Source organism: Halalkalicoccus tibetensis, assembly GCF_037996645.1.
Taxonomy (GTDB): Archaea; Halobacteriota; Halobacteria; order Halobacteriales; family Halalkalicoccaceae; genus Halalkalicoccus; species Halalkalicoccus tibetensis.
Genome location: NZ_JBBMXV010000006.1, coordinates 36570 through 59918, shown reverse-complemented (window position 1 = coordinate 59918; position 23349 = coordinate 36570). Strand labels below are relative to the sequence as shown.

22 protein-coding genes are annotated in these 23349 nt (G+C 50.8%); 5 read left to right on the top strand and 17 right to left on the bottom strand.

All coding sequences use genetic code 11. The features are described 5' to 3' along the window. Positions 1 to 328: 328 nt before the first annotated feature. Complete coding sequence (locus tag WOA58_RS16730) at positions 329 to 1597, bottom strand: LamG-like jellyroll fold domain-containing protein (RefSeq protein WP_340605431.1); 1269 nt, start codon at positions 1595 to 1597, stop codon at positions 329 to 331. 1270 nt (positions 1598 to 2867) lie between these two features. Next, positions 2868 to 3209: an aldo/keto reductase gene (locus WOA58_RS16725; protein WP_340605430.1), complete on the bottom strand. Its 342-nt coding sequence runs from the start codon at positions 3207 to 3209 to the stop codon at positions 2868 to 2870. 252 nt (positions 3210 to 3461) lie between these two features. On the opposite strand from WOA58_RS16725, the gene WOA58_RS16720 reads away from it, so the two are divergent. The 4 genes from WOA58_RS16720 to WOA58_RS16705 all read left to right on the top strand — a co-directional run bounded on the left by WOA58_RS16720 (position 3462) and on the right by WOA58_RS16705 (position 7138). After that, positions 3462 to 4436 carry a hypothetical protein gene (locus WOA58_RS16720; RefSeq protein WP_340605429.1) on the top strand — a complete coding sequence of 325 codons (975 nt, stop codon included), beginning with the start codon at positions 3462 to 3464 and terminating at the stop codon, positions 4434 to 4436. A 58-nt stretch (positions 4437 to 4494) separates the two neighbouring features. Further along, positions 4495 to 5409, top strand: a complete 915-nt coding sequence (locus tag WOA58_RS16715; RefSeq protein ID WP_340605428.1) for a DUF4013 domain-containing protein — start codon at positions 4495 to 4497, stop codon at positions 5407 to 5409. Next, positions 5402 to 6334 (top strand): DUF4013 domain-containing protein, encoded by a 933-nt coding sequence (locus WOA58_RS16710; protein ID WP_340605427.1) that lies wholly within the window; start codon positions 5402 to 5404, stop codon positions 6332 to 6334. The genes WOA58_RS16715 and WOA58_RS16710 overlap by 8 nt, the downstream gene beginning before the upstream one ends. Positions 6335 to 6610: 276 nt before the next feature. Next, a complete protein-coding gene (locus WOA58_RS16705) occupies positions 6611 to 7138 on the top strand; it encodes a DUF7344 domain-containing protein (RefSeq protein WP_340605426.1) in 528 nt (175 codons plus the stop codon). A gap of 284 nt (positions 7139 to 7422) precedes the next feature. Here the strand turns inward: WOA58_RS16705 and WOA58_RS16700 are convergent, their stop codons facing one another. The 4 genes from WOA58_RS16700 to WOA58_RS16685 all read right to left on the bottom strand — a co-directional run bounded on the left by WOA58_RS16700 (position 7423) and on the right by WOA58_RS16685 (position 10650). Beyond that, a complete protein-coding gene (locus tag WOA58_RS16700) occupies positions 7423 to 8022 on the bottom strand; it encodes a GNAT family N-acetyltransferase (protein WP_340605425.1) in 600 nt (199 codons plus the stop codon). 437 nt (positions 8023 to 8459) lie between these two features. Continuing rightward, positions 8460 to 8939 carry a M28 family metallopeptidase gene (locus WOA58_RS16695; RefSeq protein WP_340605424.1) on the bottom strand — a complete coding sequence of 160 codons (480 nt, stop codon included), beginning with the start codon at positions 8937 to 8939 and terminating at the stop codon, positions 8460 to 8462. 26 nt (positions 8940 to 8965) lie between these two features. Beyond that, positions 8966 to 10219 (bottom strand): MFS transporter, encoded by a 1254-nt coding sequence (locus WOA58_RS16690; protein ID WP_340605423.1) that lies wholly within the window; start codon positions 10217 to 10219, stop codon positions 8966 to 8968. Positions 10220 to 10494: 275 nt separating this feature from the next. Continuing rightward, the gene (locus WOA58_RS16685; protein ID WP_340605422.1) at positions 10495 to 10650 is read right to left on the bottom strand and encodes a hypothetical protein; all 156 of its coding nucleotides are present in this window, start codon (positions 10648 to 10650) and stop codon (positions 10495 to 10497) included. A gap of 312 nt (positions 10651 to 10962) precedes the next feature. Here WOA58_RS16685 and WOA58_RS16680 point away from each other — a divergent pair, with 312 nt between their 5' ends. Continuing rightward, a complete protein-coding gene (locus tag WOA58_RS16680) occupies positions 10963 to 11367 on the top strand; it encodes a GlcG/HbpS family heme-binding protein (RefSeq protein WP_340605421.1) in 405 nt (134 codons plus the stop codon). 414 nt (positions 11368 to 11781) lie between these two features. On the opposite strand, the gene WOA58_RS16675 is transcribed toward WOA58_RS16680, so the two are convergent. The 11 genes from WOA58_RS16675 to WOA58_RS16625 form a co-directional block, all read right to left on the bottom strand. Next, complete coding sequence (locus WOA58_RS16675; protein WP_340605420.1) at positions 11782 to 11967, bottom strand: hypothetical protein; 186 nt, start codon at positions 11965 to 11967, stop codon at positions 11782 to 11784. 156 nt (positions 11968 to 12123) lie between these two features. After that, positions 12124 to 12510: a glycerol dehydratase reactivase beta/small subunit family protein gene (locus tag WOA58_RS16670; protein WP_340605419.1), complete on the bottom strand. Its 387-nt coding sequence runs from the start codon at positions 12508 to 12510 to the stop codon at positions 12124 to 12126. Positions 12511 to 12541: 31 nt separating this feature from the next. Then, positions 12542 to 14449, bottom strand: coding sequence for a diol dehydratase reactivase subunit alpha (locus WOA58_RS16665; RefSeq protein ID WP_340605418.1), 1908 nt, complete (start codon positions 14447 to 14449; stop codon positions 12542 to 12544). A 97-nt stretch (positions 14450 to 14546) separates the two neighbouring features. Then, positions 14547 to 14951, bottom strand: a complete 405-nt coding sequence (locus WOA58_RS16660; RefSeq protein ID WP_340605417.1) for a diol dehydratase small subunit — start codon at positions 14949 to 14951, stop codon at positions 14547 to 14549. Between the two features lie 13 nt (positions 14952 to 14964). Continuing rightward, positions 14965 to 15582, bottom strand: coding sequence for a propanediol/glycerol family dehydratase medium subunit (locus WOA58_RS16655; RefSeq protein ID WP_340605416.1), 618 nt, complete (start codon positions 15580 to 15582; stop codon positions 14965 to 14967). A gap of 15 nt (positions 15583 to 15597) precedes the next feature. Next, positions 15598 to 17319: a propanediol/glycerol family dehydratase large subunit gene (locus tag WOA58_RS16650; protein WP_340605415.1), complete on the bottom strand. Its 1722-nt coding sequence runs from the start codon at positions 17317 to 17319 to the stop codon at positions 15598 to 15600. A 612-nt stretch (positions 17320 to 17931) separates the two neighbouring features. Beyond that, complete coding sequence (locus tag WOA58_RS16645; protein ID WP_340605414.1) at positions 17932 to 18660, bottom strand: hypothetical protein; 729 nt, start codon at positions 18658 to 18660, stop codon at positions 17932 to 17934. Between the two features lie 174 nt (positions 18661 to 18834). Further along, the gene (locus tag WOA58_RS16640; protein WP_340605413.1) at positions 18835 to 19599 is read right to left on the bottom strand and encodes a hypothetical protein; all 765 of its coding nucleotides are present in this window, start codon (positions 19597 to 19599) and stop codon (positions 18835 to 18837) included. Then, positions 19593 to 19799, bottom strand: a complete 207-nt coding sequence (locus WOA58_RS16635; protein WP_340605412.1) for a hypothetical protein — start codon at positions 19797 to 19799, stop codon at positions 19593 to 19595. Before WOA58_RS16635 ends, WOA58_RS16640 begins: the two co-directional genes overlap by 7 nt. Before the next feature lie 595 nt (positions 19800 to 20394). Then, complete coding sequence (locus tag WOA58_RS16630; RefSeq protein ID WP_340605411.1) at positions 20395 to 21480, bottom strand: hypothetical protein; 1086 nt, start codon at positions 21478 to 21480, stop codon at positions 20395 to 20397. A 1-nt stretch (position 21481) separates the two neighbouring features. Next, on the bottom strand, positions 21482 to 22579 hold the full coding sequence (locus WOA58_RS16625) for a hypothetical protein (protein ID WP_340605410.1): 1098 nt from the start codon (positions 22577 to 22579) through the stop codon (positions 21482 to 21484). Between the last annotated feature and the right edge of the window lie 770 nt (positions 22580 to 23349).

Here is a 23349-nt window from a genome sequence, read left to right as displayed (position 1 = left end):
GTGAGTGTGATGAGGCTACAATTGTTCCGATTACACAGATCACTCGCGAGTAGGATTCTCAACACTAAAGCGTTGTTTACAATACGTAGTAGTCTTGGTCGTAACTGACGACGGTATTGCGACCGAAACCGTCACGCAGGACGTCGATGAGCGCCCCGAGTACCAAGCGCTCCGGGAAAGTGTTCGCAATCGAGACGTGACGGCGATTACACTTCGAAATATGGCCGGCTCGAGCGGAATTTCGACGAGCGAATGCTGTTAGCTCTGACAGAAAAATAAAGCTATGCTAGTGCGGTAGTGCCAGGACTACGATTTGGTACCTTCATCCTCACCGTACTATTACCGACTCGACACGGGGTGTAGTCTCTCGGTCATCCGTTTTGAGTTCAATTGTGGTCCAGTATGTACCGCCATCAATCGCCTTGAATCCGTCCAACTCGTACGAGTTCGCGCCGTCACTGATATCAACAGTCTGTGACGTATCGCTTGTGCCGTTGCCGGTGATGTCTTGATGGATGGTTACCAAAACGGTCGTTTTATCCGGGATATCGGCCGCTGCTTTGAGGTTCACAGCCTGCTGAGGCGCCTGTTTTGGCATCGTTGTTAATTTTCCCTCACCCTTATTGGTAATGTTGTAAAGCCATCGAATGTCGTCTTCTGAAAGCAACCCCTGAGTCATCCACGCCGAATCGAGCCGCCCGTTGAAGATCTTGTCCATACTACTGACACGGCGATGTCCCAGCGTGACGTCGTGAAGCTCGGGGATCCATTCCTCAGAATCGTCTTCAGGTTGGATGGAGTAGTCGAACTCTCCGTCGAGATATCCCTGGACTCTGGTGTCGGAAGCCTGATATCGTATAACATGGAAATGCCATTGTTGCCGTTCGATCTCCGTTCCAGACCCCGGCGTATTGTTTACACTCCCAATCTTGAACGCGGGAGGATCTACATTTGGCATAAGACCGAGCGCCTCGTCATCAGTGACGCTTTCCAGCATCATTGCGTTTGAATGAGGTTGGTCCTCAGGGCCGTCGAACCATACCCATAGCCCCATCGTCCAGTTTTCGCTAGGATCGATGGGGAGCCCCTCATGCAGGATAGCGTCGTCCCCACTGAACTCGACGGATGTCCCTCCAAGCAGTCCTGGGGTAGAGGGATCGATATCATCGGTGAACCCCCATCGCTCGGGATCGTGGGATAGGTCGGCACTGCCAAGTGCGTCGACAAACGTATCGGCATCGGGATCGTCCTCGTCGAGCGGCCAAAACGCGTCGAACTCACTGATCCGATCAGCCGTCGGATCATAGCCCAGCGCGAGAGATTCTGCATTCCGCCCGCCAACGTTGATATTCATGACGCCCTCGCGCTCTTGGGCGTTATCCCAGTCTGAGCTCGTTGACCACTTGAGCTCTATCCGTTCGGGAGAATCCGGTTCATCGTCTTCTTTGCTTTCATTCTCTTCGTTGGACGGTGTCTCATCCGGATTAGCGTTATCATCTGATTTCGTATCAGACTGTCCTATACATCCCGCGGTGAAGACAACCGAACTAGTACCTAATGTAGAGAGAAACCGGCGACGATTCTGGGCTAATTTCATATGTATTTTATTATATTTTTATATCGAATATACTCAGTGGGATGGCGATATCTATGACGTAATCGATTACGGCTAAAGGGATTATTCACTGTTATGATTACTGTCTCGTTGCTAGTACTTTAGTTTAATTGTCATGATTAACATTTTATAGACTCGGATATCGGGTCGAAGCGGGGGTTGGACGATGAATAGAAGCCAACTTGACCTTCGAAGGAGTGCAGGTTTCGAGTTGGGATTCTCGATCTCCCGGCAGAGAGACTTCAGGTTCGCTGCGAATAGTTGGCGGGGTGTGCTGGTCCAAAAGCTACTCTGGTCGTCACTATGGCGTCCCCAAATGAGTGTGTCACGAAATCGCCGCCGAGGTTGTGTTCGGAGAGGGATTCGCGAAGTCGGTTGCAATGACCAAAGGTCGCTATCTAAGAAGGCTATGAAACGAATTCGCGAAATTAGCCGCTCTTGAGAACGAAGAGATCGTCTCCAGCATCGACTTCTTGCTCGCTTTCTGCAAGAATATTAGTAATTGTTCCATCTGGCAGTAGTGATGGCTATAAAAGTACCAGTCACTACCACAGCTGTTCTTAGAGATCATTTGGTGATCCAGTTGTGATTCACTTTCACTATGGTTGGCGCGTGCTTTTAGCGATAGAGGGCCTTTGATCAAGTGGAGCCTGTCACACGCTCCATTCTTCGATATCCCGTCAGAATAACCCTCAGAGCAATAGAAATCGAGAGTACAATAGATCGCTGTTCTTCCATCCCGCATGCGAGGGAGATGAGCAGATAGGCGTACTTCGCACCACGGGCGGTTTCAGACTGATCAGAGATGAGCACGAATGTAACACCACCATCATCCAGAGAACAAACACGCGATCGCGATCACAGCATCTGCTGTACCCCAAACTGCTTTAGCTGCGAGGACGTGCAGCTTGTCCGGACGTTTGGCGAAGCTTCCCCGCTCTGTCGCTCCTGTCGGCAGTTCTATCTGGGGGTGAGTTCATGAGCTCAGAAAAGCTGTCGCCTGAACGAACACCGTTTGAGCATCCACCGCGATGTGAACAGCAAGCAGATCCTCGTCCAGCGGACTGTGATTGTCTCCCAACGGTCGACGATCTCTCCTGTTGGCCCTGCTATCGGGATGGCTTCAGGACGCCGAATCCTGACGCTGAGTCGGATGAATGAGAGCCGTGTTCGGTTCCCGCTCCAATCGGAGTAGACGACGTTTGTCTCTGTCTTTGCTCTCTCGGAAGCTTCGCGATCGATCAACGAGCCGTTAAACACTGAGCCGATCGCCGAGATCGGCTGGAAGTCCGTCTTGCAGATCGAATATATCATGGACGTCCTTGTCGCCGAGTTCAAAGTCGAACACGTCGAAGTTCTCTCGGATATGCTCGGGCGAGGAAGGCATCGGGATCGCCGATACCATCGGTTGCTGAAGTAGCCACCAGAGTGTGATCTGTGCTGCGCTCTTGTCGTATTGTTCCCCGATCGCTGTCAATGTCTCGTCGTCGATGACATCCCCAACAGCAAGTGGACTGTGGGCGGTCAGCTTGACACCCTCAGCCGTAAACGACGTGGAATCCCGACGCTGTTGGGTAATAACGATCCCGACCAAGAGTGAGGCTATTTAGATTCTGGGGCTGTAGAGCGCTGGGACCTACTTCTTGGCTCGATCTGATCCGATCATTCTGCCGTGTTAGCGATCACTACCGTGTCTGCAACTCGGTCGGGCACACTCCTATCGAATAGATGGTGTCTGGCGCCTTATTTCGTGTTTTGTAGTTATTATAAGATGTGAAATGAATAGGATGTAGATGATTGTTAGGATCAGATGCGTTTATTGTACTAGCTGTAATACCCTCGGAATATGCGTCGTCGTCGATATCTCGCATTAACGGGGGGTCTGTCTCTCTCACTCACAGGGTGTAACGAAAATACCCACACTGAATCAACGGATAATGAGGGAGCAGAAGGATCTGATAGCAATAACGTTGAAGTTTCATCTGATGCAGACGTTGCAATAGTCGAAGTTGAGTATGAGGGACAGTGGTCCGGCTCGGTTGGAAATGCAGGATCAGTCCAGACGGTTGAGGGAAGTGGACCTGATACGATCGAAGTCCCAATAGAGGATAACGGGAATGGCCAGCAACTACTGCAAACAGACAACTCTGGCCAGAACGGACGAACTATCCGAGCGTCTCTCAAGAAAGCTGATAGTGGGGAAGGTATACTAACTGTTCGTATCAGCATCGACGGAGAAATAGTGTCCGAGGGAGCAACAACTGATCAATCAGACCAAGTCGACCTCACGGTCACTGTTGTGCGGTCCGGAGAGGCCCCCTCAGAGGAGCCCGATGATGAGACTTCTGAGTCAGAAGTTACCGACTCAGATACTCAAGAGGAGCCATCTGATGATCCAACCGATGAAGCCGACGATTCAGATACTCAGGAGGAACAGGAGGAAGACGAAGACGAAGAAGTCACCGATGAACCGGATACTGGTGCAGATACAGATGTTCCTCCGGAGGAAGATGAACCCATTGATGAACCCGACGAAGAGACTGACTCCCCTCCAGAGTCGGATGAGAATGAGGAGACAGGTGATAGCGATAGTTCGACCGAGCCTACTTCGGACGAAACTGAGGAAGAAACTACCGATTCGGACGACACAACGGAATCGCCAGAAGCGGGTTCGACTGACGAAGACAACGAGACAGACGATACCGATGGTGCCGACAGTTCCACTGACTCTGACGAGGATCCCCCAGCTGAGTCCGAAGAGAACGATTCCGAAACTGAAGAGACGATAGACGACAGTTCTAGTCTCAATACGATACAATGAATGAGTCCGCTACGGAGATCCCCTCGGCTACGAGCAGTTCCTATGCTGTAGACGCGAAATGATCAGGAAGACAATCCGTTATCTACGTCGTAGTGACGAACCAGTCAAAACTGTCTTGATTGGTGGCTTCTTCTCGTACTACGGCGTGTTTTTCGTTCTCCCAATGGTTCTGACTATGGGATATTTTATGCGAATCCTTCGCAGCGCAGCCGCCGACGAGTCGCCTCCAGTCTTCGAACGATGGATGGCGTTGTTCGTCGATGGGGTCAAAGCGTACGCGATCTGGCTGATCTATCTCTGTATCCCGTTCCTGAACGCCCTACTGCTGGGTTGGTTCGACGTGTATGAGGGAGTTGAGGGCTATCAGGGCTACGAGCTGTTCGCGACGTTTCTCGTAGCGATCTCCGGTGGTGGTATCTTCGCCGTTTTCATTCCGTTCGGTGGTCGGGCCTTCTTCGAAGACCTCGGGGCAAGTGAGCCCCTAGAAGCAGGTTGGGGGGTAACGAATACAGTCACCACCGAGCAGGTAGCTGTTCATCTTGCTGCTGATCCGTATACATACACACTGTTGATACTTGTCTGGTATGTTCTTCCGGCAGCGCTGTTAAATTTCGCTCGCAATAGTACCTTCTCGGCCGGGTTCGATTTCGGAGAAATCCGAGCGATCGTGTTCGATAAGCATTATCTAGCTGTCTGGCTCCCGTTTCTCTCGCTCTGGTGGCTCGGATATCTCGCGGTGTTTTCATGGCAACTCTCCATCGCTGATCAAGGACCACTAATCGATCTCAGTGTGATTATCCTCGAGCAGTATGGACTCTACGGGCTTGCAAATGAGGTCAGTGAGAACCTGATCGTCGCCATGTCCTTAATTTACTTTTGCACGTCGATGCTCGCATACACTATTCTCGGAATAGCCTATCGATCGTCTGAATCTGCCGAATCTACCGAGGCCGAGCGTGGTACTCATGATTAGGGACGCAGTCAGGTATCCATTCAGGACACGAGATCCGATCAAGACGTTCCTTATCGGGGGGTTCTTACTGGCGACAGGAACCATTCTCTCGTTAGTATTTGTCCTAGGGTATCTCGTCCGTGTTCTCGCGCCTGATACTGCGACGGAATCGGCGCCTCGCTTCGAACGGTGGTGGACACTGGCTTCTGATGGAGTTCGGGTCTTGATACTCTGGATCGTCTATGTATCCATTCCACTGCTTGGACTCGTTTTCTGGATCGAGCTATATTCAACCAGACTGGCTACGGAGGGACTCGTTTCCACGTTCGATCAACAACTACAGAACGTTATCATTCATGGTCTGGGGATCAACATTGGTAGCCCGATTGCCCTCAGACCAGTAGTCCAGACTGTCTATGATCTCGCTGCTATTGGTGGGGTGTTCGGAAATGTTGTACCGCTGCTTTCGACTCTGAATGCCGATGCAGTCGTCCTATCTGTCGGGATTATCTATGGAGTGACTCTTCTTGTAAGCGTCTACCTGTTTCCGATCGCGTTTGCGAACTTCGCCGTCAATCGAACACTTCGATCCGCATTTGAATTCAGTTCAATCACAAAAGTGGCACTGACCCGTAGATACAGTATTGGATGGTGTGTTGCTATCGGCTTCTTGCTTCTGGGTGCCGTTGGACCGATCCTCTGGAACGAATGGCGGCTCTTAACCGCCGGTGCTGACTGGGGGTTACTGCATATCGGCTTTATCCCTCTTGTCGCACACCCAACTCCCACTGGTATACAAAGTGCCATGTTCCTGGTTGTCGCGTCCTTTGTGAACTTCTATTTCCTCATCGTCGGATACGCTTTGCTGAGTTCCGTTCTAACGCCTCTTATTGGGACGGCTCAGACCCAATCGACTACCGCTGCTGATTCCGAAGAGCCCAGTTAAGCTTGCAGAGCTCCGCGATTGATCAAACCGTTCTCTAAAGTCCCGTTTGACAAGCTCCGATTCCAGATACACACATGAGAACTACCTATGAAAATTCTGCATTCTATGATCCCCTTGGTTGCCTATACTGCCTCATCGTTGATGACCGCGGCTCTCGCAGGTGGTTGTAGCCTTCTCTGTTAATAGCCGTCTTCTCACCTGATTACCTGAACGTAATACTCCAGGTTACTTACTGGTTACCGTGATGATATAAACCGTCGTGATTTCTGTTAGAATATGATAGGTGATGGAAAAACTACTGCTCTGGACGATGCGAAACATATCACCAGTCGGGTACAGAAATCATCATCCTCTGTTGCCGACAGTACAGTCACCGGAGGGACGGCCGATGGAATCCTCTCGATCAAGAAAGACGATCTGTTTCACCTCTTGCAGAACAGCCGTCGAAGAGCCGTATTGCGATATTTCTCCGCGCATCCCGACCAGGAAACGTTCGAAATGCGCACCGTCGCCGAGGCGGTTGCCGCCTGGGAGAACGATATCCCCGTCGAGCAATTGACTTCGAATAAGCGCCAACGCGTGTACATCGCGTTGTATCAGTCGCATCTTCCCACACTCGACGATTATGGCGTCATCGAGTACAATCAAGCGCGCTCGGTTATCAAGCCCACCGGGCTGATCGCGCTGTTTGAACCGTATCTCGAATCGGAGTTTCGCAGCGATTCAGCCGATCAGCGGATCACCCTCCCCGAGGACCCGTCTTCGGACACTCTCTCGATCGTTCGGTCGCTGCTGGCCCGCTGAGATCGGCTGACGCCAGGTCCAGCGATGATCCTCAGTGAGAGCAATCGGCAATCGTCTCGCATAGTCAGACCTCTTGCTTGATGAGCGACTGCTTGCAGTTCTTCGCGCCAGTGAAAGTGCCGGTAGCGATAAACGGCGTGAAACAAGGTAGAGTGTTCTACTCAAGCTCTATAACTCAACTGAACCCGGCTTGCATCATGACGTCTGCGTTGATGAACACGATGATCCGATCAGTGAGAGTTCACGGATTCATGCACTGGCTAACGAAGAGTTCAGTGTTTGGATCAGGCGTCAAGGTAAGTTTGGCCCGTTTTGAGGGCCTGCCGTAGTTCAGATGTCTCCCGAAGCGAGGACAGTGGCTGGGGTGGGTCAGGATCAGAGGGAGGGTCTGTGAGCTGTCGGTACCACCACTGGATGTCGTGCCACTCACCCTGTTTGTAGCCTACAGTAGGAAATGTCCCGACAGGGTCGAACCCCATCTGTTTGTGTAGTCTGATGCTTGCAGGATTTGGGAGCGTCACCACTGCATAGACGTTGTAGTACCCCTGCTCTTCCAGTGTCTCCAGGAGTGACGTATAGAGTGCCGTGCCGACGCCTGCTTGCTGGGCATCCGGACGAACGTAGGCTGAAAGCTCGACCGTCCAGATGTACGGCGGCGTCGCTCGCAACTCGCTTGCGGCTGCATAGCCGATAACTTCGTTGTCAGCCGTTTCGCAGACAAGCCACGGATACTGATCGAGCGTTCTCTTGATCCGCGCTCGCATCTCTTGAGTCGTCGGCGGCTCGACTTCGAACGATATCGGGGTCGATTCCACAAACGGAGCGTAGATTGCACGGATTGCCGGCGCATCTTCCACCGTAGCTACCCTGATCGTGCTACCCATACGTACTGGCTCTGGCCGAGCTTTGTATATCCTGTATATAGCGCTAGATACCCTTACCAGTTCATCTGTGGAGGATTTCAACAGAGTCACGAATCACCCTGAGACCGAACCATGATTGTGGAACCGACTATCAAGCGAGTGCGTTGCGTGGTGGGAGTGTTTTAGAGACCGGGTCCTTGTGCAACACAGCTTTTTGAAAAAGGCATGGCGTTGCACAAGGCAGTGTCTGACTGATCACACCGTGGTGTGAAATACTCGCGACAACGATTCCACTACCTGCGTTCAAGCCACCAATCAATACAATGGGGCCAACGGTGAGTATTCCGTACAGAGGCACTGCAGAGCTATATTCACGTGTTGGCGCAAGCGGACAGCGGGATCATAATAGAGATACAGTGTAAAATAGTCGACACGTTCGGACCGCTGGCTCAACTTCCTTACTCACATACCTCGGGCCAGATGCCTGTTGCTCGCATTCCTGGCTCAAGATTCGCTTCATCGAGTTCAGCACAGAGTTGATTATCACTAATCCGCGGTGGGTCCGTACGGGTGAGTTCTAGAACCATTAGAGCGGTTAACCGCGCGTGGGCAGTGATATGTTCCGGATCGACTTTATCCCGCGTATCCGCTTCGGTATGGCCCCATCCTCGTCCCCGATCATCACTTTCGCTCCCTAACTGGACTGTCGGAATATTTCGCTCCAAGAAGCGCCAATGATCGCTATACGGGCTGACAGTTGGCTCGACGGTGATCGATTCGCCTCCAGTCTCTTCGACGCGGTTCACCACTTCACCCAATGCTTCCGAGCTCTGGGTGTTTGCCACCATATCCCGTGCACTCGCGGCACCATCAGTGTTGATAACAGCTCGAACATTGTCCAGATCAAGCGATTCAGCGAGCACGTCGCTGCCAATCAAGCCGAGTTCTTCGCTTCCGACAGTTGCTAGGCGGACTCGACAATCCGTAGGAGCCAAATCGCAAGCCCACTGCCGGTCGCTGCAAACCCTGCGAGTACGAGAAACATCGTCGATACAGAGGTATAGGTGAGCACTGTGCCGACGATCGCCGCTCCAAGAGCTCCGATTCCAAAAATAGCGAGATAGGTATACCCGAACGAGAGTCCCCGTGATTCTGGTCGCGAGTATTTCGCGATTGTCGCCTGTGTGAGTGGCTGCATCGCAAACAGGGCAAAGCCGAGTACGAAACTGACGATCAGTAATCCCCAGAGACCGCTTCGGGCGGCTGGGACAAATAGGAGCGCTATTCCAGCTAACACAGGAAGCATGATCGATAGCCCCTGATCAGGCTCGATCATGTCCGTGAGACGACCACCTAAATACTGTCCACCGATACCGACGGTTAGCAGTCCGGCGTAGAGGTATTGGGCGAGATCAAACTCGTCTGCAAGTGGACTACCCGGAGCAAACACACCGAGTCGAACATCGCCGATCGTTGTTGTCAGAAAATCACTGAGAAGATTCGGTAAGAACGTGAGAACCCCGCGGTAATACAGTCCGTTGAGTGCCACGATGAGAAAAATGAGGAGAAAGCCAAACGTGAACAGACGCTGTGTTTCTTCGATGAACTCACTGATCGATGACGGACCCTGTCGCTCGTGTGTATTGCTGGTGAGTTCGACCCCAGCAGTCGCGTCGAAGTTGATAGCCAGCCCAGCGACGGCGCCAATCAGTGCTGGAAGCGCAAGGATGGCCGTTGCGATTCGCCAATCGAACACAAGCAGACAAAGGGCAGTCAGAAGCGGTCCGCCAGCGATCCCAACGTTGCCAGCCATACCATGATAGGCAAATCCTCGGCCACGTTTTGTGACGCCGTTACTAATGAGTGTCAGTCCTGCTGGGTGGTAGACGCTCGCTGCGATGCCCCAGAATGCTAATGCGATCGTGATGCTGCCAACGTTTGGTGCGATGCTCAGAACCAGAAACGAGAGTCCCATACCTGCAAGACAGGCACTAATCAGCGTCCGTGAGCCAAATCGATCAACGAGGAGACCTCCGGGGAGTGCACCGATGCCGAAGAGCCCGTAGCCGACAGCAACCGCGATGCCTAAGACTGCTGTGGAGGTACCAAACTCAAGCAGCCAGATCGTCATGAGAATTGGAATCGACAACTCGTAGGTATGGACCATCATGTGGCCGATCATGACGAAGCCAATGATGGAGCGATCGTTGTCGTCCACGGGGTTCGTTATTCGAGGATAGAACGTATGTATTCTGTTTCCAAGCACTGAGTAGAGATCGTTGCCTCGCGATCTGATCTGGGCCAGAACGGGATTCGGTCTAGGTGTCTGATCACACCGTGGTGTGATATGGTTCCGAAGGCAGAACCGACGAACCCGTTTCTACTCCCTCTACTACTACTATAACGGGAGGGGGCCGCTCGGAGTTGTAACTAGGAGAGGGGGCTTGCCCGGGGTAGTTGTCGCCAGCTATGCGCCTTCCTCTCGGTTCGTTGTTAGGACATCACGCTCTCTGCAGGGGGTTGCTCGATTTCCCGGTCACAACGATCGTGATAGCGCTCGGCCGCTTCCTCGTTGACGACTACGAGTTTCTTCCCTCGGCGTTTCGTCTGCTCAACCTCGTCTTTCCCGAGCTTCTCGAGGAAATCCATAACGCGGGCCACAGTTTGCGTGTGAGGCTTTGTTCCTTCTATGGTGGTCAAGACCTTCGTGAGACGCCGCTCTGTAGGTTGTATGTATATAGAACCAGAGAGATGTCCTTCTCGGCTATAAACCCTGTAAAATCGCTCTTACTACACCCCTATTATGAGAGGCACTTAAAGAAACTCGAGAAGTCTCAAATACTCTTCAACCAAGGGTTACGATCCAACGCTATCGTGTTGGTTTATGATACATAGTTATACTAAGCTGGAATACTATAATTCAGAAAGGCTATGAGAGTCGTCTCATAGAATGGTGACAATATGGATGAAATAACATTAGAGGACGCAAAGAAAATGATCGCAGAGGCAGAAGAGAAAGCAGAGGAGGTTGGAGTTCCAATGTGCATTGCGGTTACCGATGCGGGGGCGAATCTCCTTGCCTTTCATCGCATGGAAACCGCCTTACTTGCGAGTATTACAATATCGCAGAACAAGGCATACAGTTCGGTAGCGATGAAAATGCCAACAGATGAGATCGGGGAAGCTGCCCAGCCCGGTGAAGCACTATATGGCATAGGGAACACAAACGATGGACGTATTATCACGTTTGGTGGTGGTTTTCCGATTGAATCCAACGAAGAGATAATAGGTGCTATCGGTGTTAGCGGTGGGTCTCCTGAAGAAGATATGACTGTCGCTCAGGCTGGACTTGAGCCAATTCAGTGATCATTGTTGTCTCAAAGATTTTTGCAAAGACGGAGTGGTGTACTAATCAGAGGGAGGAGTTATCTGGTTTCGTGTAAAGGGGGTTCCATGGACGGGGATAGTGCTAATGTCTCGATGGAGCTCGTATTAGAAACGATCGATCGAAACACTCCGATGGAGTGGAACGATTATTCCGAGAATTTTTGCTTCACTCTCTGTGGTGATGAGACTGTACAGATATCCTCAGAGAATATCGGAGAGAGTGATTATATAGTCACATTATCAGAAGGGAAAGCAGCTACTTGTGATTGCTATGTTCATACCAATGCCTCTAGTCGATCCGATTGTCGCCATATGCGTGCTGTTAATTCCCATCCGCAGTTATAGAAGCATATAGTCCCTTACAATGAGTGTTAGTTGTCAATCACAGTCATACTATTGATCAGATTCTTCTCCAGTTACTACATCTTCCACAGTTGCTTCGTGGCCACAATGCGGACAATAGAGTGTGCGCTCCTCGAATATTCCATTAGAAAGGTCGCTAAGACCCCAGTATTCCTCACACTCACCACAGTTTATATGCGCAAGTGTTTCGATGTAGGCGGTGTGTTTTTCAACCATGGCAAGATACCTATCGTGAATTTATAACAATGTCGTATGCCGTATTAGTTCTATTGTTCATCCACCTTTTCCACAAAATAGGCACATATCTAGTGACAGAAGAATAATTATAGTGATTTTTAATGGATTTTGACTATTGGAACGTCTAAGGACAAATTAGTCAATAACCCGTAATGGCATTCGCTTCGCTAATCGAGCGGCATTCGTCCCAGTAGTTCTTGCTTGCGAGTTTGTAGGGTCTATCACACTTAACACAGGTTTATCGATAGGGAGGCGTGCATGATGCAGTGTAAGTGTCTTGTCCCTCGAAACCCCGATTCCGATTTTCAGTCCTGAATCTGAAGCAGCTTGATAAGCGAGCTCCGTAGCCGAGTTTTTCGGTTGATCTGCATCGTCTTCAAGGGGTTGCTTGCGCCATGGGACACCTTCCTCCTCAATACCGTACTCAATATATTCGACCAGAGAATGTTCGTTTTCAACGTATCGAATAACGATTTGGGGGACTCCATCACTCGCTACCGGTTTGGCTTGCTGATCGGTCATGTAGACCTCTCTATGGAAAGCATTGACTGATTCATGATTGCTTATCGCCAGTAAGTTCCGTCAATCCAACTGCTGATGCAAGTCCATTAGGAACACTCACGTCGAATTCAGCCTGATCGCCAACATAGGATAGGCAGAGGCCCGTTGCGACTGCATTTCGCGGCCCAGTTGTACTGCGAATATTTCCACGTCCACATACGATGCCATACTCAGCAAGGGCATCAGAGATCATCTCTGGGATTTCGAAGTCGAGTGCTGATCGCCCCACCATTACGACAAACGAGTGGTATCGAGTACTCTCAGTGGGAGATATCTGCCGTAGGGCACGCTTAGCATTTGTGACAAAAACTTTCTCTTTGGCGTGGCGCCTGGTACGTCGGATTTTTTCTACAGATTCATCGATGCCAACTGGCTCCATTTCACCATCACCCTTGAGAAGTACCACTTGACCAAAGGTCTCGGAATCGACTGCCTCATCAAGGAAGGTGACTGTTCCATCCTCATGGCGAATGCTGAACAGTGTCTCGACCTTTGCGACAGGATATTTTTTGAGTCCTTCAGCCAGTTCCCTATCGTCAAGACCAAGCTCAGACGCAATCAGCATCGTCACCATGTCCCCTGCACCGGCTAAGTGAATAGAACTAATCTCATGGTTACCGTTGATGTATGCAGCATCCGTTGATCCACCACCCATATCAAGAATCGCGAAAGGGACATCCGTTCCGGGAGTCGTTAGCGATCCCAAGATCGCCATATTTGCTTCAATTCCTTGGATGTTAACTTCCGTTTCTAGCCGATTTTCGATTTCATCAGCAATTTGTTGCATGGGAAGTTCACTCGTTTTAACCATTGCTGCCAGTCCGACAGCTGTTTCCATGCTATGTTCACTTGCAACTGACCCTTCGACTTTTTGAGGTACGAGCGTATCGACAGCCATGATATCCCGAATATTGATCTCTGAGTGGTCTTGCCCAGTCACCTCTCCCATTTGCTCACGTGCTCTGCTCAACATACCGCCAATGTTCGATCCGCGCTCGCCTTGGATGTCCTCGATCGGCCAGAGCTCATCAATTTGTGTCATAATATTATCGGCTCCCTGATCAATGTTGATCGATACCGAATTGCCATGTTCGCCGATAATAGTCAAGGAGCCGGCTGGAATTGTTCGCTCTTCGACATCGCCGGCAGGCGTTTTGATAACGACGGCGGACTTGTTCCCGACAAGAGCGCGGGAAACAGGGATAATTTTCTGTGTTTCTTCTGAAGAAAGGTCGAAAAGCGTCGCAAGACCATACGGATTAGACAGTTGATCGATTGTCTGGCCCGAACCTTCGGTAGCTACTTCTACAGCAGCTGGTTGGCCTCTCGGAATTGCTTCAATTTTAGTTACTTCATCGACGATTGGAATATCTTGGTCAATGCGATTGTTGATTAGGACTGCATCGTCTTTCTGAACGATTGCACCTTGAATATCAATAGCGTGTTCGGCCCACTCATTGATCGTCGCCGCAGCGTCTGCGAAATCGACTGCTGCTGGTACGACGACAATAACTGCATCTTCCTCCGTGATTGCTTCACGATCGGCAGTGATATCGACGATCGTTCCAGTCCCGAGACCGACACCACCTGGTGTCGAAGGGTCATGTCCGATCATCGTTGATTCAGTGATTACTGTTTCGGTAATAGTTTCCATAGCAACATCACCGATGACTGGAGCCGCTTCGTTGAGGAGGATTCGGTCTATGTCCTCAACAGCTATGTCTGCCTTTTCGGCTGCTTGCTCAAGGGCATTTATGACCCCGGGAACATTTTTTACCGTTCCTTTCAAGCCCGTAGTTCGAAATAGACTGGTTGCAACGAATTCGTATCCATTATTATTTCGAATGAGGGCCACTTCAGTGCTTGAATTACCAATGTCTATGCCTGCGATATAATCCATGTGTTCTCTGGTTTGGGGCTGATTATCTATTCTTGGCCATCTACTCTCTACTCTTACGATGGAAGGTACACTCTACAGCTTAAGCAGTATGTAGAGATTATACAAGTCCTCTCTTTTCGTATACTTCAAGAGCTTCTCGAACCAGATCAGCGTTAATTTGGGCATTGTACTCATTTTCGAGCTCGTCAGCCATTTCTTGGAGTGTTTGCTTCTCTGCTCCGCTAGGTCGGAGTGCATTATAGATTTCAAGGATCCGTTCATCAGGAATAGTTGTCAACTCTGCTGCGCGACGGAAGTTCTGTGCTAACTGTGGTCGCCCCTCCTGTTCAGCTACCTGTGCTTGTTTTTCTAGTGTCTCTGGCGAGATAGCGATATCATCACCATTAATGTCTCCGTTGACAATTGCTTCAAGCGTGATTTCAGAGAGCCTCGTTCCATCTGGCGTTTCTACTTGATCAGGGTTATCGGATAACGGGTACTCAACTTTGTCTGAATCGTTCATTGTTGGTAGTGTATTAGCTGAAGTTGACGTCTAATTCGACTTGTCCGCGATCTTCACCGAGTCGTTCTGTCTCTTTTATGTGCCAAATAGCCGCCATTGCTTGGAATTTTGGCCGTGTCATAGGGTCATTTTCAACCGTGACAGGAGCTGGACTCTCACCTTTTGCATAGCGGGCAGCGTTTTGGCCGATTGCACGGAACGTCTCCGGCACTAGCAACGGTCCTTGGGGGAAGAGCTCTAGATTATCAAGCTGTAATAGATCCTCCTGGTGGATCAGTGTAGTACCTCTCGCTTGAACCGCGATACTAATACCGGAACCACTGAGATTCGAGGAGATAAGTCCCATCCGACCTAGGTCGACAGTATCGTACACGCGAACAATACGCATTGAGACGCCTTCTTCTTCTATACCCGCCATTGTCTCACGGAGTATCTCGGCGTGAGAGATCCCAGACAGTGTTTCTGTGCTTATTTCGCCGAACCCCGGGCTCAAGGCGATGACAACCTCATCGGGGGTGGTACCTTTCTCCGCAGGCCCAATATCTTCGAACGTGACCGTCCGTTTTCGTTGTTCTGTTTGACTCATGGTAGTAGTTTTCCTGATCTTAGTTTGTAGCTGATCAATTTGCACCAGATGGAGGTATTTTTAGACATCTTTTGGATCAATAGCGTGGCGATAGTTCTTGATTTCTTCCCAGCGGTCATCGCTAATCCGGTATCCAGTCCCAGGCCCTTCGTAATCATTCGGATTGTTAACTGCGCTCACCACATTGAATTCCTCATCGAGAATCGCAGAGGTGTGGAGGTAATCACCAGAAACACGCGATCTAAGGATACCAGTGATATTTTCTGCGATATCTTCGAATCCACGGTCAGCCAATATCTTAGCGATATCTGCTCCCGTAATTTCACGCTCCATTAACTCCTGTGCAGCCTCGATGTCTTTAGCTTGGTTTCGGTCAGGCATGTCATCGCTACCATCCGCATACGTGGCTGCCTCAACCTCTTCGTCGGTAATTGGTGGGAAACCAAGTTCTTCAAAAACCGCTTGGAGCGCTTTGACTGCGCGGTTGCGATATTTGACGACCTCTTCTTCTTCGACATCTTTGGTACCACCGTCAACTTTGAAATCTCTCTGAATAAGGTTGTAATCATCAAAGTCTGACGAGTCGAAAGTAGAGCCGGCAAACATATCGTCGTAGTTCGGTACGGCACTGTAGCCAGAGAATATGAAATCAGTCCCTGGGAACATCTGGGGAATCATATGTGCTGTTCGGCGTGTTTCCGAATGTGTGAATGTCTGATCGTTCCCAGAGGCCATCTCTAAATCAACCATACCTGCGATGAGGTTTTCAGCAAGGATGCATCGAAGTCCAGAAGGAACTGCTGCTGGAATAGCAACGGTACTGATTGACCCATTCTGGAGTCCTTGGACACCACACCCTTTTGTCACCAATACACATTTCGTTTCGAGGTAGAGCATGGATTTTCCCTCTGCCTGCCCCATGTTCACCTCTGATCCCGATCCAGATGTGAATCGCATTTTCACCCCTCGCGAAGCATATCCGGATGCGAGGAACGCTTTCGAGTATGGTGTATCATCGCCGTCTTTGAAAACGTCCTCAGTACCGTACACGGAGACCGTTTCAGCGTAACTGGTCATCCCTCGCATTCCCAGTTCGAGCTCAGTCGCTTCCTCAACTGCACACTGTGTCAATACACCACCTCTACCGCATTGAGTTCCAATCAGTAAGGAGAGGGCATTGAATGGAGCAATACGTGTAATCCCAACTGTTGTCTCAGCTTCATCAAAACCCCGAAGTGCAGACTCAGCCGCATCGGCAACCAACTGCGCTGGGTGGTCCTTGACGCTTGTCACGTGACACTGATTTCCAGGGTTTTTACGAGTACGGACCTTTTGAAGCGCCATCATCATCTCGACAGTATTCATCTGATTAACAACCTCTGTGAGCTTCGCTGGAGTCATCCCGGTTGCTAATCGTCTAATCTCCTCACGAGGAACATTGATATCTGCCAGCATATGAGCAAACTCTACTGAATCGATTTCGAGGGCTTCCTCAGCTACGCTGGGGTTTATCGCGTAATCAGCAATAAACTGATCAACAAAATCAAAATCCTCTCGTACAATCCCATCCATCTCAACAACGGTCCCATCTTCGATCGTAATTGAGGGGTCAGGATCGTCCGGGGATTCCATTGCGACAAACCCCACCTCTGGCCACTCTTCGACTAGCCCATCCTTGTTGACAGGTCTATTATTAAGAACCTCGAATCTCTTAGAACGCTTCTCTTTCACCTCTTCTGTAGCTTGTGCTACCTCTTCCGAATCTGGATTATTGTTACCCATTGGCAATCATCACCAATTGCCCGCGGCATATAACCTTATTTATTTTCAATAATATAATTCTTAATTTTATCCAATTTTTAAAGTTCTATAAGATATTGGCAAACATAAGCGCATATTTTGTTTAGTTAAGGCAATCTTACTTTAATTCGTGCGAAATGCCATTCTCTCCGTATTATATATTTTGCGGCGATAAAAACTGGCTAATAATAGAAATAGCGAGTGGCGATCCTAGTAAATACAAGCGAAAGAAGAGGAAACACTGCAGCAGCGGTTAATCCACAGATACGACAGCTGGATTGCGGTAATGGAGGAGAGATGGATTTGCTGGTGATATTTCGGACGAAGAATGAAGAGAGGCATGTTCTCCAGTGGCTCGAGTATCAAATGCCGTCCTAAAGGATAGTGTTAAACAAGTCAGTGACAATCCTAACCAAGATACACAATCTAATCACACCGTGGTGTGATATGCTTCCGAAGGTAGAACCGACGAAACCGTTTCTATTCCCTTTACTACTACTATAATGGGAGGAGGCTGCTCGGAGTTGTGACTAGGACCGGAGGGCTTGCCTGGGGTGGTTGGTTCGAACTATGCGCCTTTCTCTTGGTCCGTTGTTAGGACATCACGCTTCCTGCGGGGGCTTGCTCAATATCCCGATCACAACGATTGTGATATCGGTCGGCCGCCTCCTCATCAACTACAACGAGCTTCTTGCCGCGTCGCTTCGTTTGCTCGACGTCGTCTTTGCCCAACTTCTCGAGGAAGTCCATGACTCGGGCCACAGTTTGCGTGTGGGGCTTCGACCCTTCGGCGGCGGTAATCACCTTCGCGATCGTCTGGCTATCGAGCACGAGCCCAGCAGGCGCTTTCTCGGCGTAGTCCTGCACGTCACGAGCGATGAACCGAGCGCGTTTCTGGTTTGTCGTGAGCTCCCGGTCGGCAACGTGCTCGGGGAGCGTACAGATGCGTTCTAACGGTGTCTCCATGGTCGTGGTCTGGGAGCCGTTCTCCTCAGCGTCGGTGGCCTCTGTCGGCGTTGCCTGGAGCGTTGTCTCCAGGTCTTCGGTCTGTTCTTCGACATCGGTGATCCGCCCACGAACGTTGGCGAACTCCGAGCCAGCAAAGCGCTTGTACTCGGTGAGCTCTGCTTCGAGTTCCTCAACCCGCTCGTCTTTGCGGTCGACTTCGGCCTCGAGTTCTGCGACGCGATCGGTGAGCGCCTCGAGCTGTTCACAGACCGAGTCGAGCGTTGGCTCGTCGGTCTCGGTTGCCGGCTGGTCGGTAGCGGTACTGTCGGTGGTCGTCGTACTCGTACTCGTGGTCGTGGGTGTGGATTCAGTCATCGGAAATACGGTGTGTCGCAAGTGAGACGATCGGGCCCGTCTCGTGGCTGGCGAGCGACCTGAACGCGTGGCTCAGCGGCGTAACTACACTCGAGATACGGGGTGGTACAGGCGTGGCTCTCGATAGGCGTGCAGCGCTACGGCTGTGAGAGAGCCCGCCCATTGTGGCGCGGGTTACTCCTGGCGCTGGTGGAGCTGTGTGCGACCGCCCGTGCGTGTGGCCGGGCTCGTGGCGCGTTGGGTCCGGGTGTCGGTATTGGTGATCGCGGGGTCGCCGTCGGGATCGGTCTCCTCGGCGGCGTCGGTCGGATCACCCGTACAGGCCCGAACGTGTTGGGGCCAGGCGCTCATCCCAACCGGCGCGTTACAGTGAGGACAGGGCTGGGTTGCCTGTTTGCCCTGGCGGGCAATCTGGCAGTTCTCGCACTGGCGGGCCGTGCTCGCCTCGGCTTCCGCGAGTGGAACGGGCGTGTAGTGGGCGTCACTGTTGCAGTTACAGAGGGGCTGGCCCTCGCCGTCGTCAATGTGATAGACCGCGCTTGCGGGGTTCTGGGTGTGGGTATCTCGGAGGAGTGCCGTGGGGGTTTCTTCGTAGGCTTCGGCACTGCCCTGGCTGGGGGCGCTTGTATCGAGTGTCGTGATTTCGCCGAGTGTCTGGAACTCACTCTGGGTGCGAACGTCAAGCGTTCGGGTGAGTCGGCTCTGGAGGAGGTGTTCGCTTAGGCCGAGCGTCGGGTTCGTGAGTTCCTCGGGGGTGCAGTTGCGACAGTAGATGCGTTCGATTGCAAACGTGGGGGCGTCCTCTTTGCGGGCGGCGTAGATCGTGACCTGTTCGCCTTCTCTAAGGGGTCGGTTGCAGGCGGTGCATTCGGGGTTAGTGTCGGAGAGTCGCGCGCCGGCGAACAGTTGGGTACTGTCGGTGGAGATTTCGGTCAGCATCGGTCGGCCACCTCACAGTCCTCGGCGTGGAAGGCCTCGCGGTGAAGGTCCTGCTCGCGGATGGATTCACGAGAACAGGCCTCACAGCGCCAGTAGGTGGTGGCGTTGACGACCGACGGGGGTTCGCGGTGGGGACCGGTGATTCGGTGGGTCTGTTCGGAGGCGATACTGTTTTCTGCGGCTGAGTTGCTAGTGCTCATTGCTGGTTCTCCAGCACGAGGGGTCGGTGGCATCAACACCGGCCTCAGAGACCTTCTGAGGCAGCTCGTGCTTAGTCAAATATACTGGCTGTAGCCACTTAACCCTTAGGTACTAAGGCCTAATATCTACTCCATACACCCTTTAGAGATGAGCCAGATAACTATTATCCGAGATCGAATGCTGAATGAAGATGATCTTGGGCCAGCAGATGAAGCGTTACTCGACATGTTAAATGAGGGGCGAATTACGGCTCCGTATGCCGCTGATAAAACAGGTTATAACCTTCAGTACGTTCGTGATAGACTTGGTCGATTAGTTGAGCATGGAAACGTACGCAAGGTGTATGAGGGACTATACGAACTCATCAAAGACCCGCGGTCATAATCTACTAAGAGAAATTTCAAACGGATATGGCGTACTTCGGCCTATTTAGGCATAATAAATTCCCATAAGAACCAGTATAGGATCGATATCTGGGGAATTAAACGAAATTCCCATGTTAAGATAGACTACCATCTGTGGATTTGGATAACCGTATCAAGAAATTAGAACTTGTGGAGATGACTAGTGAGCACATACCGCCGTCGTGAACCACTAGAACTCATCAAGTTGACTCTGCTTTCCGAATTCTGCAATAATACGCTCCTCACACGCGTCTCGTAACTGGTCTTTCATTCCCTCGATCCGCCAGTCTACCCACTTGTTTTCGAGTGCTCGCTCAAGATCATCTTTGGCTGTGTAGTTGGACACGATCTTGAACTCTGCTCGATCATCATCCCATTCAGACAAGAAGTTGAGGTGCTTCCCCGATTCAATGAGCTCATCGACGATCTCTGAGATGCGCTCATCGGAGTAGTTCAACGCGCTATTCGACACATACTTCTCAATATTTCCACGATCAACACACGGGTATCGATCTTCAACCCGGCGAGACTGTACGACAACACGTAGACGGTCTACAATGATTGAAGTCGGTAGAACATCTGCCTGCCCGAAGCTCGTGGTCACCCGATCCAGTTCACTGTTCAGAGACGAAATGTCGTGAGTATGTCGGCGGTCAAGCTCTTCAAGCATAGCGTCAGGATCGTCAGATTCCAAGTTGTCAGGAAATGACCTGGGTCTTGCCTGCCGGATCCACAGCGTATCAGAGTGAGCATCCACTACCCACGTAATAAATTCCGCACCGGTCTCGATGATTTCCTTCGCAATCTTGTCGCCATGATTGACGTATGTCGCCACCACAAACTCCATATGGTTAATCTCGCTCCCAAGATACTCTTCTTCGATGTACTCCTTGTGATCTTCTGCCACCTCTTTTCGTTCTTGAAGCTGGTTCACAACAGTGGCTGCGCTATCGGGAATCGAAGATTTTGCTTCACCGAATATCACACTCCCATCAAGGTTCCAAAGTAAGAAATCAAAGTTTGGAACGTCGAGTTCCTCTAGCGGCTCAGCAGTGATGAACTTGTACCCCGCAGGGCTCCCTTCTGCGAACGGGAAGATAGAGTAGCTGATAAGTTTGCGGTGGTGGCGCTGGACATCGATCTCTCCACGGAGCGTCTCACGTTTGGACTGCTCCGGGAACTCTCGGAACTTATGATGAATACACTTGCCGTATAGCCCGCGGTATGTCGTTTCTTGACCCTCTGGCACCGAATCGGGAGGGTCAACGTTTGTCATATTATGCTGCAGTCTGAGAGTCGTAAAGTTTCATCTTCGCCCCACCGTCCAACATCTGGATTACTGCGAGATAGAACTCAACGAGAGATGGGAACGAGCAGTTATGCTTCGGAACAATCCGCATCGATTCCTCAGTTGCACTTACGTTGAAAAGCGACCCTCTATTCTCGTCCGTTACCTGTGCGGAGAAGTCCAGTGAACCGGCTTGTTTTGTGACATCGGTGAAGCTGAAGTTCAGATTATCGCTATTCTTAGTCCCCTTGATGAAACTCTCGGCTTGCATCAACGTCACTGGGTGATCAAAATCTATTTCACCAGAACTCACCTCTGGCACTTGGATTTTCAAGTTTCCCGGCTCCACCTCACGCTTCTCGAACTTGATCTGATTCGCTACATCGAGCAATTCGAGAACGTTCACGACCACCTCGCTGAGCAGTTCGAACAGGATATTGAAGCTCTCCTGATTGACGGTCTCTAATGTGAACTTGCCAGAGGTATCGATCCTAATGGAAACATTCTCATGTTCGTATTGAATACGGGTCGGGACAACACCGTACTCCTCACGAAATTCGTCGAGGCGGTCGCGGCCGTCGATACCTTTGTATTCGATCTCTCGATCAACATCCGGTCGGGTTCGAGCGTCCGCCAGACTCGGCACGCGCTTCGATTTGAACTCGGCGATTCGCATATTATCGTAACTACTGAGGACGATCTCGTTCATTGTCTGGAAGTCCTCAGTCATAATCGGCATCGGTGACAGGCAGTCACTGTGCTCTGACACCGGGCGTAAGGCTTGTCGAATAGCCTCCTCGGTTTCGGCAGTGAGCACCATTTGGAGATCGTCCTTATACTCCCCGACGTAGAATTTAGCTGCCTGGTCTGCTCCTTTCCTATTCGTATACTCTCCGACGAACTTCGTTATCCCGCCGAGTTCCTCGGTCTCGTAATGTTGGTCAAGGTAATCGCGCCAGCCATCATCTGAGAGGTATAAGAACGATTTGATGCGTTGTCCATGATATCCCTCTAGGACAGACTCTGGCGAGTCGAAAATAACTCGACAGAACTCCTTGAGATTGTATTGGCCTTCGGGGATATGCATAAGTGTGCCTCCGACAACGCTGTTTCTTGAACGTGGTATGGCTGACCGTATATTAGTTCCCCATTCAAATTGAAAGTGAAACCGAGGGCCAGTTAGAGCTGTAACCAGCTATTAGATACAAGTTGGTACAGACGAAGCACTCTATTATTGTACCGCAACATCCTGATAGATGCTAGGTCTTGATCACGGCATTGAGAGAGGTGTCGGGTTGATTGTTGAGATCGTTCCCGTTCTTGTTCAACAAGGTATCTTGCCGCATGGCCTCTTCTAGTAAGTAGTTCCGGTTTCTATCGTGAGTGCAGTGATGGTTGTAGATAATTCTCGCTACTAGTCGTATGGCTACCTTGCAGGCGTCTGTATCGGGCTCCTGATCGCTATCCTAGTTTTCCTGGACGCAGGATCGCTGAATGTCCTCGATTTAATGATTTATAGTGGACTCGGGATAGGAGCGATAGCACTTCGAGTCAAAATCCACTCTTCGGGTTTCTGAATAGGATAAAGAGAGTTTTCTCGTCGACGATCACTGAATAGGCTTATGCCCAGGACAGTGCTTAGTTCTGATCTCTCTGTTCAGATTACGCCGGTTTCTCGAACCGGGGGTCCCCTTACCCGGCCGCCTGTGGTGTCGGCAGCTCATTCGGGAACTTTTCACTGAGGGTAAGAGCAGATGGGGGCAGTACAGGCCACGAGATTAACTCGGGGACTCTCTGACTATCTACCAAATGAGTCTCTAATCTAACTTGTTTGAATGGTATCAGGAGGGCACCGTT